Annotated in this window: 15 protein-coding genes and 2 tRNA genes; 8 read left to right on the top strand and 9 right to left on the bottom strand. The window is 71.3% G+C overall.

Features of this window, described 5'->3' with window-relative positions; all coding sequences use genetic code 11:
- Window positions 1-70: 70 nt before the first annotated feature.
- Window positions 71-154 (bottom strand) — tRNA-Leu (locus tag OP86_RS26425).
- A gap of 418 nt (window positions 155-572) precedes the next feature.
- Between OP86_RS26425 and OP86_RS26420 the strand changes: the two genes are divergently transcribed.
- The 6 genes from OP86_RS26420 to pknB all read left to right on the top strand — a co-directional run bounded on the left by OP86_RS26420 (window position 573) and on the right by pknB (window position 9,073).
- A complete protein-coding gene (locus OP86_RS26420; RefSeq protein WP_030060905.1) occupies window positions 573-1,439 on the top strand; it encodes an FHA domain-containing protein in 867 nt (288 codons plus the stop codon).
- Between the two features lie 46 nt (window positions 1,440-1,485).
- Entirely contained in the window at window positions 1,486-2,031 is a 546-nt protein-coding gene (locus OP86_RS26415; RefSeq protein WP_030060906.1) for an FHA domain-containing protein FhaB/FipA, read from the top strand.
- 53 nt (window positions 2,032-2,084) lie between these two features.
- Window positions 2,085-3,716: a protein phosphatase 2C domain-containing protein gene (locus OP86_RS26410; RefSeq protein ID WP_030060907.1), complete on the top strand. Its 1,632-nt coding sequence runs from the start codon at window positions 2,085-2,087 to the stop codon at window positions 3,714-3,716.
- A 160-nt stretch (window positions 3,717-3,876) separates the two neighbouring features.
- Window positions 3,877-5,253, top strand: coding sequence for an FtsW/RodA/SpoVE family cell cycle protein (locus OP86_RS26405; protein ID WP_030260885.1), 1,377 nt, complete (start codon window positions 3,877-3,879; stop codon window positions 5,251-5,253).
- Complete coding sequence (locus OP86_RS26400) at window positions 5,250-6,707, top strand: peptidoglycan D,D-transpeptidase FtsI family protein (RefSeq protein WP_030060908.1); 1,458 nt, start codon at window positions 5,250-5,252, stop codon at window positions 6,705-6,707. Before OP86_RS26405 ends, OP86_RS26400 begins: the two co-directional genes overlap by 4 nt.
- Window positions 6,708-6,967: 260 nt before the next feature.
- The gene (gene pknB / locus OP86_RS26395; protein WP_030060909.1) at window positions 6,968-9,073 is read left to right on the top strand and encodes a Stk1 family PASTA domain-containing Ser/Thr kinase; all 2,106 of its coding nucleotides are present in this window, start codon (window positions 6,968-6,970) and stop codon (window positions 9,071-9,073) included.
- 125 nt (window positions 9,074-9,198) lie between these two features.
- Here the strand turns inward: pknB and OP86_RS26390 are convergent, their stop codons facing one another.
- The 5 genes from OP86_RS26390 to OP86_RS26370 form a co-directional block, all read right to left on the bottom strand.
- Window positions 9,199-10,020: a class E sortase gene (locus OP86_RS26390; protein ID WP_078589540.1), complete on the bottom strand. Its 822-nt coding sequence runs from the start codon at window positions 10,018-10,020 to the stop codon at window positions 9,199-9,201.
- Window positions 10,021-10,058: 38 nt separating this feature from the next.
- Window positions 10,059-11,216 carry a class E sortase gene (locus tag OP86_RS36910; protein WP_051830683.1) on the bottom strand — a complete coding sequence of 386 codons (1,158 nt, stop codon included), beginning with the start codon at window positions 11,214-11,216 and terminating at the stop codon, window positions 10,059-10,061.
- A 5-nt stretch (window positions 11,217-11,221) separates the two neighbouring features.
- On the bottom strand, window positions 11,222-11,884 hold the full coding sequence (locus tag OP86_RS26380; RefSeq protein WP_030060912.1) for an aminodeoxychorismate/anthranilate synthase component II: 663 nt from the start codon (window positions 11,882-11,884) through the stop codon (window positions 11,222-11,224).
- 56 nt (window positions 11,885-11,940) lie between these two features.
- Window positions 11,941-12,120: a hypothetical protein gene (locus tag OP86_RS26375; protein WP_030060913.1), complete on the bottom strand. Its 180-nt coding sequence runs from the start codon at window positions 12,118-12,120 to the stop codon at window positions 11,941-11,943.
- 69 nt (window positions 12,121-12,189) lie between these two features.
- Complete coding sequence (locus OP86_RS26370; protein WP_418952651.1) at window positions 12,190-12,954, bottom strand: DUF881 domain-containing protein; 765 nt, start codon at window positions 12,952-12,954, stop codon at window positions 12,190-12,192.
- Window positions 12,955-13,123: 169 nt separating this feature from the next.
- On the opposite strand from OP86_RS26370, the gene crgA reads away from it, so the two are divergent.
- Window positions 13,124-13,372: a cell division protein CrgA gene (gene crgA / locus OP86_RS26365; protein ID WP_030060915.1), complete on the top strand. Its 249-nt coding sequence runs from the start codon at window positions 13,124-13,126 to the stop codon at window positions 13,370-13,372.
- Window positions 13,373-13,718: 346 nt separating this feature from the next.
- Here crgA and OP86_RS26360 read toward each other — a convergent pair whose 3' ends face one another.
- Complete coding sequence (locus OP86_RS26360; RefSeq protein ID WP_030060916.1) at window positions 13,719-14,612, bottom strand: rhomboid family intramembrane serine protease; 894 nt, start codon at window positions 14,610-14,612, stop codon at window positions 13,719-13,721.
- Window positions 14,613-14,848: 236 nt separating this feature from the next.
- Here OP86_RS26360 and OP86_RS26355 point away from each other — a divergent pair, with 236 nt between their 5' ends.
- The gene (locus tag OP86_RS26355; protein WP_157849847.1) at window positions 14,849-15,586 is read left to right on the top strand and encodes a DUF5324 family protein; all 738 of its coding nucleotides are present in this window, start codon (window positions 14,849-14,851) and stop codon (window positions 15,584-15,586) included.
- A 90-nt stretch (window positions 15,587-15,676) separates the two neighbouring features.
- Here OP86_RS26355 and OP86_RS26350 read toward each other — a convergent pair.
- Window positions 15,677-15,749: transfer RNA gene (locus OP86_RS26350), tRNA-Ala, on the bottom strand.
- A gap of 187 nt (window positions 15,750-15,936) precedes the next feature.
- The gene (locus OP86_RS37560; protein WP_014137031.1) at window positions 15,937-16,065 is read right to left on the bottom strand and encodes a DLW-39 family protein; all 129 of its coding nucleotides are present in this window, start codon (window positions 16,063-16,065) and stop codon (window positions 15,937-15,939) included.
- Window positions 16,066-16,479 lie beyond the last annotated feature (414 nt).

The following is a 16,479-nucleotide window of genomic DNA, read 5'->3' as shown; positions in this document are numbered from 1 at the left end:
CCGTGCGGGCCCGGACCTGCCGGGAGAACGAGAAAGCCCCGCAGATCCGTAGATCTGCGGGGCTTCGCTGTGCGCGAGGGGGGAGTTGAACCCCCACGCCCTTTCGGGCACTGGAACCTGAATCCAGCGCGTCTGCCTATTCCGCCACCCGCGCATGGGTGTTGTCCTCGTTGCCGACCGATCTTCCGAACCGCTCGGTACCATGAGGCCTTCGCGTTTCCTTGGACCGGCCTCCCTTCCGGGCGGCCCTTCCGACGTGGAAAACATTAGCACGACCTGGGGGGCGGCTCCGAATCCGTTGTCCGAGGGGACCAGCCCGGCCCGAACGGGTGCTCGACGAACGCGTGCGCGAAGGGCGGGCGGGCACTCCGACGGACACACCTGGCGTGCCGTACCCGAAATGCGTCACCCTGTGTGTCCGAGCCCACCCCCGGGCACCACACGGTCCGGGAACCGTACGGAAGGGCCCGGCGTGGATACGATCAGTACGGAAGTACCGCAAGTAGGCGCGGCCGGTTCCCGGCGGGATCCGGCCGGCGGGCAGGCGAACGAACCCTGGAAGGGGGTGCCCCATGGGAGTGCTGAAGAAGTTCGAGCAGCGACTTGAGGGTCTCGTCAACGGCACCTTCGCCAAGGTGTTCAAGTCCGAGGTCCAGCCCGTGGAGATCGCCGGAGCGCTGCAGCGCGAGTGCGACAACAACGCGAGCATCTGGAACCGCGACCGCACCGTCGTGCCGAACGACTTCATCGTCGAGCTGAGCCCGCACGACCACGAGCGCCTCAGCCCCTACTCCGGACAGCTCGGCACCGAGCTGGCCGGCATGGTCCGCGAGTACGCGGAGGCCCAGCGGTACACCTTCATGGGCCCGCTCCAGGTGAACCTGGAGAAGGCCGACGACCTGGACACCGGCCTGTACCGGGTGCGCAGCCGCACCCTCGCGGCCGAGGAGCCCCAGCCCCAGCAGTACGCCCCGCAGCAGCCCGGGTACGACCGCCCGCCGGCCGCGCCGGCCCCCGGCGCACCGTGGCAGCAGCCCGGCGCCGCCCAGTTCAACGCGCCCCCGCCGCCGGCCGCGCCTCCCGCGATGCCTCCCGGCCCGCCCGCGCCCGCCGGCGGCAACGTCCGAAACTTCCCCGGAGCCGGCCACGGCGGTGCCGGGGTCCGCCGCTGGGTCGAGGTGAACGGCGCCCGCCACCAGATCACCGGTTCGGCCTGCGTGCTCGGCCGCTCGACCGAGGCGGACGTGCGGATCGACGACCCTGGGGTCTCCCGCAAGCACGCGGAGATCCGGCCCGGTACCCCTTCGATGGTGCTCGACCTGGGCTCCACCAACGGCATCGTGGTGGACGGACAGCACACCCAGCGCGCTACGCTCCGCGACGGCTCGCGAATCGTCGTGGGCTCCACCACCATCGTCTACCGGCAGGTCGAAGGGTAGTGTCCGAATTGTTCGCGCGCCTCGCTCACCGACTGGCGGGACGGTCATGTCAGAACTGACCCTCACGGTCATGCGGCTGGGCTTCCTGGCCGTACTGTGGCTGTTCGTCATCGTCGCGATCCAGGTGATCCGCAGCGACCTCTTCGGCACCAAGGTGAATCCGCGGTCCTCCCGTCGCGGCGCGAGCGCCACGGCGGCCGGCAGCCCGGCCACCACGGTCGCGGGTCGCCCCACGCCTCCCCCGGCCGCCGCCACCGCGGCGGGCCAGACCCAGGGCGGCGGCGGGCGCCGACGCGGCGCCCCGACCCAGCTCGTCGTGGTGCAGGGCTCGCTGGCCGGCACCACCGTGGCGCTGCAGGGGCAGACCATCACGCTGGGCCGCGCGCACGACTCCACCATCGTGCTGGACGACGACTACGCGTCCTCCCGGCATGCCAGGATCTATCCGGATCAGACTGGGCAGTGGACGGTCGAGGATCTAGGCTCCACCAACGGCACCTATCTGGACCGGCAGCGCCTGACCGCGCCCACCCCGCTCCAGCCGGGCATGCCGATCCGTATCGGCAGGACCGTCATCGAACTGCGGAAGTAGTAGCGCATGAGGGACAGCATCCCGTCCATGACCCAGAGGGGGGCACAGGTCGCATGACCCTGGTGCTGCGCTTCGCCGCCGGCTCCCACAAGGGACTGATCCGGGAGGGGAACGAGGACTCCGGCTACGCCGGGCCGCGGCTGCTGGCCGTGGCCGACGGCATGGGCGGCGCCGCGGCCGGCGAGGTCGCTTCCTCCGAGGTGCTCGGCTCGATCGTCCGGCTGGACGAGGACGTGCCGGGCGCCGACCTGCTGACCCTGCTGGGCGACGCCGTCCAGGGCGCCAACGACCGGCTCCGGCAGATGGTCGAGGAGGACCCGCAGCTGGAGGGCATGGGCTGCACGCTCACCGCCATGCTCTGGACGGGCCAGCGGATGGGCATGGTGCACGTCGGCGACTCCCGCGCCTACCTGCTGCGCGACGGCTCGCTGGTGCAGATCACCCAGGACCACACCTGGGTGCAGCGCCTGGTCGACGAGGGCCGGATCACGCCCGAGGAGGCCGAGACCCACCCGCAGCGCTCGCTGCTGATGCGGGCGCTGGACGGCCGCGGCCAGGTCGAGCCCGACCTGTCGATCCGCGAGGTCCGGGCCGGCGACCGCTACCTGATCTGCTCCGACGGCCTCTCCGGCCCGGTCAGCCACCAGACCCTCCAGGACACCCTCGGCAGCTTCTACTCGCCCGAGCAGACCGTGCAGGAGCTGATCCAGCTCGCGCTGCGCGGCGGCGGTCCGGACAACATCACCTGCATCGTGGCGGACGTCATCGACGTCGGTGCCACGGACACCATGAGCGGCCAGTTCAACGACGTCCCGGTGGTGGTCGGCGCGGTCGCCGACGCCCCGCCGTCCTCGGCCGCCGCCGACCGATCGATCGCGGACACCCCGGCCGGCCGCGCCGCCGGCCTCGGCCGCAGCCCGCAGGGCGCCTTCGGCCCGGCCGAGGGCTACCCGGGCGAGTACGGCGCCGCACCCGGCGGCTTCGGCCCCGCCGAGGGCTACGAGGGCGAGTACGGCTACGGCTCCACCGAGCCCTCGGTGTACGGCACCGAGGACTTCGACGAGGAGCCGCCCCCGAAGCGCAAGCGCAGGGGCCTGACGATCTCGGTGGCCGTCCTGGTCGCGCTCGGCCTGCTCGGCGGCGCCGGCTACTTCGGCTACCAGTGGACCCAGGACCAGTACTACATCGGCGAGGAGGGCGACCACGTCGCCGTCTACCAGGGCCTGAACCAGAACCTGGCCGGCCTGAGCCTGTCCTCGGTGCACGACTCGTACAGCAAGATCCAGCTCAAGTGGCTGCCGCAGGACCAGCGCGCCCACGTGAACAAGACCATCTCGGTCGGCAGCATCGGCGACGCCAACTCGACCATCCAGGAGCTCGACGGCTGGGTCCAGCTCTGCCAGCGGGCCGCGCGGGCGACGGCCCCGGCGCAGGGCACCCAGGCGACGCAGGCCACCCACACCGCGTTCGTGACCTCCACGCCCACCCCGGGCGCCACGGAGAAGAACCGCCCGGCCGCGGCGGCGCCGACCACCACGCCCAACGCCACGCCGACCCCGACCGCCCCGGGCACGCCCGCCCCGACGCCGAACGCCACTCCTCCGGCGGCAGGCGCGCAGGGTGACCAGCCCCCGCTGAGCGACGAGGACCTCAGCCGGGCCAACTCCTGCCCGAAGCAGCAGTGACGGCCGTGCCCCGACATAGGACCGCCCCGAGCGGTCTTGCCGGCCGTCAGGGAGCGGTCACCACGTGAGCAGCTACAACCTGAGCGAAGACACCGGCCGGTCCGCCCGGCGCCGGGCACCGGCCGCACGCGCCGTCCCCCGGCGGCGGGGCAACACCACGATCTCCCCGCAGGAGGCGCCCAACCGGCGCAACACCGAGCTGGTCCTGCTGCTCTTCGCGGTGCTGCTGCCGGTCCTCGCGTACGCCAACGTCGGCCTCGCGATGGACTCCAAGCTGCCCGCCGGGATGCTCGGCTACGGGCTCGGCATGGGCGCCCTGGCGCTGGTCGCGCACCTGCTGGTGCGCCGCTTCGCGCCGTACGCGGATCCGCTGATGCTGCCGATCGCCACCCTGCTGAACGGGCTCGGGGTGGTGATGATCTGGCGGCTGGACAAGGCGGGCAAGCTGCTCAGGGGCAACTACCCGGCGGCCCAGAACCAGCTGATGTGGTCGGCGCTCGGGATCGCCGGCTTCATCGCGGTGATGGTCCTCCTGAAGGACCACCGGGTGCTCCAGCGCTACACCTACATCTCGATGGTGCTGGCCCTGGTCCTGCTCGCCGCGCCGGCCTTCTTCCCGTCCCGGGAGGAGGACTTCGGCGCCAAGATCTGGATCCGGATGGGCAGCTTCTCCATCCAGCCCGGCGAGTTCGCCAAGATCATCCTGACGGTGTTCTTCGCCGGCTACCTGATGGTCAAGCGGGACGCCCTGGCGCTGGCCAGCCGCCGGTTCATGGGCCTGTACCTGCCGCGCGGCCGCGACCTCGGCCCGATCATCGTGATCTGGCTGCTCAGCCTGCTGATCCTGATCTTCGAGAACGACCTGGGCACGTCCTTCCTGTTCTTCGGCCTGTTCGTGGTGATGCTCTACGTCGCCACCGAGCGGACCAGCTGGATCCTGTTCGGCCTGCTGATGTCGGTCGGCGGCGCGGTCGCGGTCGCCTCGACCGCCAGCCACGTGAAGATCCGCATCAACGCCTGGCTCGACCCGATGGCCGCCTTCGGCCCGAACCCGCCGCAGGGCGCCACCGAGCAGATCGGCCAGTCGCTGATGGCGCTCGGCTCCGGCGGGGTCACCGGCTCCGGCCTGGGCCAGGGCCGGTCCTGGCTGATCGCCTTCGCCGCCAAGAGCGACTTCATCCTGGGGTCCTTCGGCGAGGAACTCGGCCTGACCGGCATGATGGCGATCTTCCTGCTGTACGCGCTGCTGGTGCAGCGCGGCCTGCGCACCGCGATCGCCGCCCGCGACCCGTTCGGCAAGCTGTTCGCCGTCGGCCTCGCCTCGGCGATGGCGCTGCAGGTGTTCGTCGTCGCCGGCGGTGTGACCGGACTGATCCCGCTGACCGGTATGACCATGCCGTTCCTGGCCCAGGGCGGTTCGTCCGTGGTCGCCAACTGGGCGCTGGTCGCGATCCTGCTGAAGATCAGCGACAGCGCCCGCCGCCCGGGGGTCGAACCGGCCCCAGCCACCGAGGGCCAGGGAGGACCTGCCCGATGAACAAGCCGATCCGCCGGGTCGCGATCTTCTGCCTCGTGCTGATACTCGCCCTGATGGTGCGCACCAACTGGGTGCAGGGCGTCCAGGCCGACTCCTGGGCGAGCAACAAGAACAACAAGCGCCAGCTGTACGACCGCTACGCCCACCCGCGCGGCAACATCGTCGTCGGCGGCCAGCCGGTCACCAAGTCCGACTTCGTCAACGGCCTGCGCTACAAGTACAAGCGCTCCTGGGTCGACGGCCCGATGTACGCCCCGGTCACCGGCTACTCCTCCCAGGTCTTCGGCTCCAGCCAGCTGGAGAACCTGGAGGACGGCATCCTCTCCGGCACCGACGACCGGCTGTTCTTCCGCAACACCCTGGACATGCTGACCGGCGAGCAGAAGCGCGGCGGCGACGTCCTGACGACCATCAACGCCAAGGTCCAGAAGGCCGCCTTCGACGGCCTGGGCAACAAGAAGGGCGCGGTGGTCGCGCTCGACCCGAAGACCGGCGCGATCCTGGCACTGGTCTCCACCCCGTCCTACGACCCGGGCGCCTTCTCCGGCAGCGACTCGGCCGACTCCAAGGCCTGGACGGACCTCAACGCGGACCCGAACAAGCCGATGCTCAACCGGGCGCTGAAGGAGACCTATCCGCCCGGCTCGACCTTCAAGCTGGTCACCGCGACCGCGGCGTTCGAGAACGGCCTCTACCAGGGCGTCGACGACGCCACGACGACGCCGGAGCCGTACATCCTGCCGAACACCACGACCCAGCTGAGGAACGAGAGCCCGAACGAGCGCTGCGAGAACGCCACCGTCAAGTCCGGGCTGGACCAGTCCTGCAACACGGTCTTCGCCAAGATGGGCGACGACCTGGGCAAGGAGAAGATGCGGGCGCAGGCCGAGAAGTTCGGCTTCAACAGCACGATCGACACACCGGTCCGCTCCGAGAAGAGCATCTTCCCGGACAGCGTCAGCCGGGACGGCACCGCCCAGGACTCGATCGGCCAGCACGACACCCGCGCCACCCCGCTCCAGATGGCCATGGTCTCCGCCGCGATCGCCAACAACGGCAGCCTGATGCAGCCGTACCTGGTCGACCAGGAGCGCTCGGCCTCGCTGACCACGATCTCCAAGCACACCGAGAAGCAGTTCTCCCAGGCGATGAGCCCGGCCACCGCGCAGAAGATGCAGGACCTGATGGTCTCGGTGGTCGAGAACGGCACCGGCACCAACGCCAAGATCCCCGGCCTCCAGGTCGGCGGCAAGACCGGCACCGCCCAGCACGGCGAGGACAACGCCGGGCTGCCCTTCGCCTGGTTCACCTCCTGGGCCAAGACCTCGGACGGCCAGTCGGTCGCGGTCGCGGTGGTGGTCGAGGACGGCTCCCAGAACCGCGACGGCATCAGCGGCGGCCGGCTCGCGGCCCCGATCGCCAAGGCGGTGATGCAGGCCGCACTCGGCAAGTAGGGAGCGGAGTCCGGGGTGAGGGGAATGTCACGATCGACACCCCCGCCCGGATACCGGTCTGGTATCGGCCGTCGACGGACTCCGGTCCGGTGCGGTACGACCGGTAGCGTATCCGCCAGCAGCGGGTGTGCCCGTTGCCGCCCGCGAGGCACCGCACGGCCCGGCCGGAGAACCGGTCGCGGACCGCGCGGCGTCATCCAGAGCGTGCGGGGACGCCTACGTCACAACCTCACCGGCGGGTGAGGGAGAGGGTCGGAACTATGGAAGAGCCTCGTCGCCTCGGCGGCAGGTACGAGCTCGGCGGCGTTCTCGGACGCGGCGGCATGGCCGAGGTGTACCTCGGCCATGACACCCGGCTCGGCCGTTCCGTCGCCGTGAAGACGCTCCGGGCCGACATGGCCCGGGATCCGTCGTTCCAGGCCCGGTTCCGCCGCGAGGCACAGTCGGCGGCGTCCCTGAACCACCCCGCGATCGTCGCCGTGTACGACACCGGCGAGGACTACATCGACGGCATCTCCATCCCGTACATCGTGATGGAGTACGTCGAGGGGTCCACGCTGCGCGAGCTGCTGCACTCCGGCCGCCGACTGCTGCCCGAGCGCGCGCTGGAGATGACCATCGGCATCCTCCAGGCCCTGGAGTACTCGCACCGGGCCGGGATCGTGCACCGCGACATCAAGCCGGCCAACGTGATGCTGACCCGGCAGGGCAACGTCAAGGTGATGGACTTCGGAATCGCCCGTGCGATGGGTGACGCCGGGATGACCATGACCCAGACCTCTGCCGTCATCGGCACCGCCCAGTACCTCTCCCCCGAGCAGGCCAAGGGCGAGCAGGTCGACGCCCGCTCCGACCTCTACTCCACCGGCTGCCTGCTCTACGAGCTGCTGACCGTCCGCCCGCCCTTCGTCGGCGACTCGCCGGTCGCGGTGGCGTACCAGCACGTCCGGGAGGAGCCGCAGCCGCCGTCCGTCTTCGACCCCGAGGTGCGCCCCGAGATCGACGCGATCGTGCTGAAGGCGCTCGCCAAGGAACGCGACTACCGCTACCAGAGCGCCGACGAGATGCGCGACGACATCGAGCGCTTCCTCGACGGCCTGCCGGTGGCCGCCGCCCAGCAGGCCGCGTACGGCATGGGCGCGGCCTACGGCTACGACCAGAACGGCTACCCGCAGCAGCACGACCCGTACGGCCAGACCAACGTGCTGCCGCAGCAGCCCGGCGGCGGCCCGACCACCGTCCTGCCGCAGGCCTCCGGCCAGCCCGGCTACGGGCAGCAGGGCGGCTACCAGGACGACGGCTACGGGCAGACCTACGCCGGCCCCGCGGGCGGCGGCAACGACGACGGCTACGGCCGTGGCGGCCGGCGCGGCGAGGACCAGCCGAAGAAGAGCAACACCTCCTGGATCGTGCTGGCGGTGGCCGCCGTGCTGGTCCTGGTCGGCACCTTCTTCGTGGCCCAGGCGATGTTCAGCAACACCGACAAGAAGGACGCCGCGAAGGTCACCGCGCCGAACCTGGTCGGCAAGACCCTGGCCGAAGCCAAGACCGCCGCCGCCGCGGTCGGCTCCAAGCTGGTGGTGGCCGAGGGCGACAAGATCGCCTGCCCGGACGCGAACATCAAGAAGGACCAGGTCTGCACCCAGAACCCGACGGCCGGCAACCAGGTCGCCGAGAACGCGACCATCACGGTGCAGGTCTCCTCCGGCCCGGCCAAGGCGCCGGTGCCGGGCGTGGTCGGCAAGCCGAAGGACCAGGCCACCAAGGCGCTCGCCGACGCCGGCTTCAGCAACGTCACCACCGAGTACAAGGACGACGACACCGCCGCGCAGGACACCGTCACCGCCCAGGACCCGGCGGCGAACACGCCCACCGACCCGAGCGCCGCGATCAAGCTGACGGTCTCCCAGGGCAAGGCCAAGCAGACCGTCCCGAACGTGGTCGGCGCCCAGAAGGACGACGCGCAGAACACGCTGCAGGGCCTCGGGTTCCAGGTCGACGCCTCGAAGACGACGCAGACCAACGACCCGACCAAGATCAACACCGTCTTCTCGCAGTCGGTCCCGCCCAACACCAAGGCCCCGGTCAACACCAAGATCACGCTGACGATCTACAAGGCGCCGGAGAAGGCCCAGGTCCCGCCGCTGCAGAACGTCAAGCTCTCGGAGGCCATCTCCCAGCTGTCCAAGGCCGGTCTGGGCTACACGGTGATCGGCCCGCAGGACCCGAACGCGATCGTCCAGATGAGCAACCCCGGGGCCGGCACCATGCTGGACCCGAACACCCAGGTCCAGCTCTTCACCAAGCCCGCCGAACCGACCAAAGGGGGCGACCCCACCACCCCACCCGCCAAAGGGGGCAACTAAGCCCCCGATATTCCCCTGGTTCAACTGAACCGCTGAACCAGGGGCCGGGAGCCCGGTCCTACCGAGGTAGCCCGAGGGCCCGCCGCAACGGATGCGGCGGGCCCTCGGGCGTTCCTCCGGCGGCCTCAGGAGTGGCGCAGCTCCGGCGGCGGGGTGCGCTTGGCGTCCATGTCGTCCACCCGCACCAGACTCCCCCAGACCGCCATCCGGTACCGCGAGGTGTAGACCGGCGTGCAGGTGGTCAGCGTGATGTACCGGCCGGGGCCCGCGTACCCGGCGCCCTCCGGGACGGGCGCCACGATGCCGGTGTCGAACTTGGACGTCTCCGGCAGGGTGTTGTCGATCTTGTAGACGTACCACTTGTCCTTGGTCTCGACGACGACCGCGTCGCCCTTGTGGACGGCGTCCAGGTCGTGGAACTTGGCGCCGTGGCCGTCCCGGTGGGCGGCCAGCGCGAAGTTGCCCGCCTGGTCCCAGGGCATCGCGGCCTTGTACGGCTGCTCGTAGACCCCCGCCACGCCCTCGTCCAGGACCTCGGTGGAGGTGCCCATCCGGATCAGCACCTGGTAGTCGCCGCCCATCGCCGGGACGTGCAGGAAGCCGACGTCGTCCCCGACGGCGAACTGCTTCGGCGCGGGCGGGGCCCCCGGGGTGCCGGGGGAGGCGGTGTCGCCGGGCGCGGTCGAGGGGGCGGTCGGGCCCGCCGCCCAGGTGCCGCGCAGCCGGTCGGCGGCCGCCGAGGCCGAGCGGTCGGCCTCCACGTTGGTCCACCACAGCGACCAGGCCACGAACAGGCCGAGCACCAGGCCCACGGTGATCATCAGTTCACCGAAGACGCCGAGCGCGGCCAGTGCCCGGCTCCGTCGACGAGGGCCGGCGGGCTGCTCGGGCGGGGGGAGGGCTTCCTGCCCCGGTTCGGCCGCCTGCGCGGCCTCGTCGTCCTGCATCTGCGGTTGCTCCCTCTCCGGGCCCGGCCTCCGGGCGGCTACCCGCCCGCGATCGCGGCCGGTTTGCCTTGGCTGCGCGGCCGTTCCTCGATCATCTTGCCAAAGACGATGAGTCGGAACTTCGAGGTGAACTCCGGCGTGCAGGTGGTCAGCGTGATGTAGCGGCCCGGCCCGGCGTACCCGGAGCCGTTCGGCACCGGCTTGATCACGCTCACGTTGTTGGGCGAGGTCTCCGGGATGCCCCCGGTGATCTCGTAGGTGTAGTAGCCGGCGGCGGTCTCCACCACGACCTTGTCGCCCTTGGAGAGCTGGTTGATGTACCGGAACGGCTCGCCGTGGGTGTTGCGGTGGGCGGCCAGCGCGAAGTTGCCCGTCTGGTCGCCCGGCATCGCGGTGCCGGTGTAGTGGCCGACCAGGCCCTTGTCGAGCACCGCCGACTTGGAGGTGCCCTCGGCGATCGGGAACTTCAGGCCCAACTTGGGCAGGTAGACGATGGCGAAGCCCTTGCCGGGCTCGAACACCTCGGGCTTGTTCGGGTCCGGGGCCGGCTGCCCCGGCTGCCCGGGCGGCGGCGGGGGCGCGTCGAACTGCTGCTCCAGCCGGTTGCGGGCGCCGTCGGCGGCCGCGTCGGCCTGCACGTTGGTCCACCAGAGCTGGTACGCGACGAAGAGCAGCATCACCGCGCCGAGCGTGATGCACAGCTCGCCGACGAGCCGCGCGGCCACCACGGCCGCCGACTCCTTGGGGCGCACCCGCCCGGCGGCCTGGCCGCTCGCCCGGCGCCGTCCGTTGCCCGAGCGGATCGCGGTCCGGCCCTGGGCGGCCCGGCGGCGCTCGGCCCGGCCACCGGTGGGCGGGGCCGGCTCGGCGGCCGGCGCGCCGTCGCCGACGCCGACGGGCAGTCGCAGCTGGAGGGTCTGGTCGGGCAGCCAGGGGTACTCGGGCCCGCCCGCGGGCGGCTGCTCGGCCGGCTCGTACACGCCCCAGGCGTCCTCGGGCGCGGTCCGGCCCGGGTGTTCCGGCCGGTACGGCGCACTGCCGTGGCCGCCGTGGCTCCCGTCGCCGTACTGCGGCTCCCCGTGGTGGGGGGCGCCGTGCTGGAGGCCTTCGTAAGGCTCGACGCCCTGGTACTGCTGCGCGCCGCCGTACGGGGCCGCCTCCGGCTGGTATCGCCTCTCCGGACGCAGCGTGGTCACGCCGCTCAGCCTCGGCCGATCACCGGGGCGAGCCCGGCCGACCTGTCCACGGCCTGCGGGAAGCCGCACTCCGCGAGCCAGTTGGCGAGCATCCGGTGCCCGCCCTCGGTGAGCACCGACTCGGGGTGGAACTGCACGCCCTCGACCGGCAGTTCACGGTGCCGCAGGCCCATGATCACGCCGCTCTCGGTGCGCGCGGTGACCACCAACTCCTCCGGCACGGTGGACGGTTCGACCGCGAGCGAGTGGTAGCGGGTCGCCGTCAGCGGCGAGGGCAGCCCCTCGAACACCCCACCGTCCTCGTGCTCGACCGGCGAGGTCTTGCCGTGCAGCAGCTCCGGCGCCCGGCCGACCACCGCGCCGTACGCGGCCGCGATCGACTGCAGGCCCAGGCAGACGCCGAACACCGGCAGCCCGATCCGCGCGCAGTGGTGCACCATCTCGATGCAGACCCCGGCCTCCTCCGGCGATCCCGGCCCGGGGGAGAGCAGCACTCCGTCGAAGCCCTCCTCCCCGCTGCGGCGGACGGCGTGATCGACGGTCACCTCGTCGTTGCGCACCACCTCGCAGGTGGCACCGAGCTGGTACAGGTACTGGACCAGGTTGAAGACGAAGCTGTCGTAGTTGTCCACCACCAGGATGCGGGGCGGGGTCGGCTGCGTGGTCATGCGCGCGTGGTCTCCGTGGGGGTGCGGTGCTGGATGGAAGTGCCGGGCCCGCCGGTTCAGCCGGCCGCGGCGCCGTCGCCGCCGTCCACTGTGACGTCACCGAAGGGGAGCAGCGGTTCCGCCCATGGGAAGACGTAGGTGAAGAGCAGGTACACGATCCCCAGGATGAGGAGCACCGAGATGACGGCCTTCACCAGGATGTTCCCGGGAAGGTGACGCCAGATGAACCCGTACATGGTGCTCCCTCGACGTAGCGGACTGGGGTCAAGAGTAGACCCGCCTTCCACGCGCGCGAGGCCGGTCCGCTACTGCTGTCCGCCCGCCGACCGCAGCTCGGTGGTGCCCTCGTACCCGGGCAGGGTCAGGTCCCCGCTCTCCTGGACCTTCCAGCCCAGCCCGTACGCCTGGACGTACTTCAGGTAGTTGCGGATCGTCGGGTCCGACTCGACGGCCGAGCGCAGCGCCTCGGTCTTCCCGACCGCCTTGACCACGTACGGCGGGGAGTAGACCCGGCCCTGGAGCAGCAGGGTGTTGCCGACGCAGCGGACGGCGCTGGTGGAGATCAGCCGCTGGTCCATCACCTGCACGCCCTCGGCGCCGCCCCGCCACAGCGCGTTGACCACGGCCTGGATGTCCTGCTGGTGGATGACCAGGTCGTTGACGCCGGGCTCGGGGACGCCGGGGATGCGCGCGGTGGCGTTCGGCGGGGCGTCGTTGAGGGTGACGGCCAGGCCGCCGCCCTGCAGCGGCTCCAGGGCCGCGCCGAGCCGCAGGCCGTCCAGGCGCGCCGCGTCGGCGGGGTTGCTGCCCTGCTGCTCGGTGAGGTCCTGGGCGCGGGCCTGGAGGTCGGCGAGCTGGGACTGCGCCTGCTGGTTCTGCGCGCTGCGCTGGCGGATCACGTCGCCGAGGCTCAGCAGCGAGTTGTCGGTCCGCAGGTCGGTGCCGCGGGCGGTCTGTGCGCTGATGTAGAAGAGCAGACCGGCCAGGGCGAAGACGGCGCAGGTCAGGACACGTCCGACAATTCGGGTACCGGAAGGGCGGGTACGGGTGGGCTCAGGGGGAATCGACAAATTAGTCACCGTACCCTTATCTCCTCAAGACCCGCCGAGCCACTACGCTAACGGACGCCGGTGGCGTGTGCGGAGCGGTCCCCCAGGGCGTTCTCCACAGCAGCTGCCGGCCGACTTCACCCGCTGCACCACTGCGCGGTCTCACAGCGCATCGACAGGAGAACCCCTCGTGCCGAAGTCTCGACTCCGCAAGAAGTCCGACTACACCCCGCCGACGACGGCCACGGTGAAGATCAGCTCGGGCCGCGGCTGGGTCGCGCCGCTGATGCTGGCACTGTTCCTGATCGGCCTGGTGTGGATCGTCACGTACTACGTGACCAGCGGCACCTACCCGGTCGAGAGCTGGCGGAACTGGAACATCCTGGTGGGCTTCGGCTTCATCGCCGCGGGGTTCGGCGTCTCCACCCAGTGGAAGTGACGACCCGCTCGTCCTGAGGCCCGGTCCGGGCCGACTCCCGCCGCTTCGGATGGCTCGTCCCGGGGCGGCGGTCAGGCGTGCCCGGACGCGGAAGGGAATCCGGTCGGTTATCCCACCATCCGACGGTCATGCTTATCCACATGGTTATCCACACTGGGGAAAAGTCTCCCCAGCCTGTGGATAACTTCCCCGGCGGAGACCGTCCACAGCTGTGCACAACTCCTCGGCTGGGGGAGAGTCGCACAGCAGGACACGCGTAGAACAACAGTCCACAGCCGTGGCGGCACACAGCCTGTGCACAACCCCGCACCCGCTGTGGACAAACGCCCGAGGCAGCACGCGCCCGTCACGCGCCGTAGAGGGACATCCCGATCAACAGCATCGCCGCCTCCACGGCCACCGCCCCGGCCACCGCCAGCGCCTGGACCAGGCCGCGGCGCTCGCGCGGGGCGTACATCAGGCCGGCCGCGGTCAGCGCGCCCAGCACCAGGCCTCCGAGGTGCGCCCGCCAGTCGATGCCCGGGCGGGAGAACGTGACGATCAGGTTGAAGACCAGGAACGCCATCACCACGGCGAGCGGGCCCTTGTTCCGCAGCTGCATCACGATCGTGGCGCCGATCAGCCCGAAGATCGCCCCGGAGGCCCCCACCGAGTTCATCCAGTCGCCGGCCACCAGGAAGGCGAAGGTGCTCCCGCCCAGGGCGGACACCAGGTAGAGGGCCAGGAAGCGCAGCCGGCCGAGCGACTCCTCCAGCGGCGGTCCGAGCCGGAGGAGGACCAGCATGTTCAGCCCGATGTGCCACCACTCCAGGTGCAGGAAGGCGCCGGTCAGCAGCCGGTACCACTGGTGCGGGCCGTCCGCGATGCCCGCCGGACCGCCGAGGATGTCCCGCCCCGCGCTGAACAGCGACCAGGTCTGGCCCAGCCGCGGCGTGAGCACGTAGGCGGCCAGCAGCCAGACCACCACGTTGACCCCGATCAGCGCCCTGGTGACCAGCCCGCCGTCCAGGGCCGGAGCCCCGCCGAACCGGGTGGTCGCCTGCCGCGTCCCGGCGTGGCCGTTGCCGACGCACTCGGGGCACTGGAAGCCCACCGAGGCGGCCACCATGCACTGCGGGCAGATCGGCCGCTCGCACCGGGTGCAGGAGATCCCGGTGGACGTCTGCGGGTGCCGGTAGCAGCCGGGCAACCCGGCCTCCGGGGACCGATCGGCCGACGGCCTCGGCTCGTCCGGGAGCATCAGCGGTGTCCTTCCCGTACGCGTCCTCCGAAACCGCCAGCCTACTGCCGAACCCCCTCGCCGAGGCCCGCTCCGCCGGATCCGGCCCGCCCCGCGCGCAGCGCCCGTCCCGCACTGCCCGCTCCCGCAGTACCCCGCGTACGGCCCACCCCAGCGTGCCGCCGGACAAATCAGCATGCATGATCAGCATTCAGGTGGATATGTGCATAAAGGACGCCACCCAGGAGGAGAGACTCGTGAGCTTTTCGGACTCAGCCCGTGAGACGGCCACCAGGACCCGGGACACCGCCGCGCATTTGGCGGACGGCGCCCTGCAGCGCCTCGGCCCCGCCATGGACGCCCTCGGGCCGAAGGCCACCCAGGCCGCCCACAACCTCCGCGTCCAGTACGAGCGGCACCTCGCCCCGCAGTTCGGCCAGGCGTTCGCCAGCCTGCCCCCCGAGGCCCAGCAGAGCACCCTGAAGGCCCTGCACCGGGCCCAGGAGGCCGCCCTGGCGGCCCGCCTCTCCGCGAGCCGGGCCGCCGACCAGGCCCGCACCACGGTCGGCCCCAGGGTCGCCCAGGTCGCCCAGGCCGTCGGGGACGCCCGCGCCGCCGTCGCCCCGGTCGCCCAGGAGGCCCAGTCCCGGGGCGCCGCCGCGCTGACCGCACTGCACGGCCACGTCAGTTCGGCCGAGATCAGCGAACTCGCCGCCCGGAACGCCCGGAAGGAGCGGTGCAACGGCTGGGCCGCCGGCCTCGCCGTGGCCGGCCTGCTGGCCATCGGCGGCGGCATCGCGGCCTGGCAGTGGTGGCGCCGGCACAGCAACCCGGAATGGCTGGTCGAACCGCCGGCCGCACAGGAGCCGCGTCCGGCCGGCGCCACCGCCGCCACCGCCCCGGTGAACGGCTCCGGCCCCGACGACGTCTCCGCCGAGCCCCCGGCCACCGAGCCCGGCAAGCCCGGCGACGACGAGGGCCGCACCACGGACTGACCGTACGAAAGCACCGGAACGGTCCGGAAACGCCGATCGGCCGCCGACCAGAACCCTGGTCAGCGGCCGATCGTCGACTGCTGCGAACTGTGGAGCATAGGAGACTCGAACTCCTGACATCTGCCTTGCAAAGGCAGCGCTCTACCAACTGAGCTAATGCCCCTCGACGGCACTGCGCGTGCCAACGGGCACTAGCGTACCGGGTTCCGGCGCCTTCCCAGCGCCGTCCCCCGGGACAGTGCCATTCCCTGGGGGGAACCGGCCGGTCCGGTCGGTCGACCGGGCCGGCCGGCCCTGGAGGCGCGGGTCGGCGCCTCCGAAGACCGTCGATCGTCAGATCGCCCGGGGGCTCAGCGACCGGCCGGAACCGGGTCGGTGGCCTCGGTCCACAGGTCCTGCTCGGCGCGGTCCGCCTGGACCTGACGGTAGACAAAGAAGCCGCCGAGGGCGACCAGGGCGACCAGGAGAAGCTTCTTCACCGCGGGACCTCGTCCTTCTTGCGTTGGTGGACTCAAGAGCCGGATCCGGCCGGACTGACCGGGCCGACGAGTCCAGTTGTGTTTCGAGCGCGAACGGGCGGCCGGGTGCCAGACCGCCCTTGCGGCCGATGATACACACCGGTATCCCAATCGTGACCAGCCACCGGTGCGGCCAACCCGGCGGTCCGGTCCGAGGATTGACGCCGCACCTCCTGCCGGGTGGTCCGCCCGCACCCGACCTGCCCCGGAAACCCCGGCCGGGCCCGGCCCTGCGGACCGTCCGCCGGCGGGAACGTCGAAGGCCCCGGAGTGGATCCTTGGGTTCTAACGGTCCTCGCAACACCCGCGATCTATGGGAGTTGCGAGGACCGTGGCCGTTGGACGCGATGATCTTTCGGACTTGAGGGAGCGTTT

This window comes from Streptomyces novaecaesareae, assembly GCF_000716875.1.
Classification (GTDB): Bacteria; Actinomycetota; Actinomycetes; order Streptomycetales; family Streptomycetaceae; genus Kitasatospora; species Kitasatospora novaecaesareae.
This window is presented reverse-complemented; position numbering and strand designations above follow the sequence as displayed.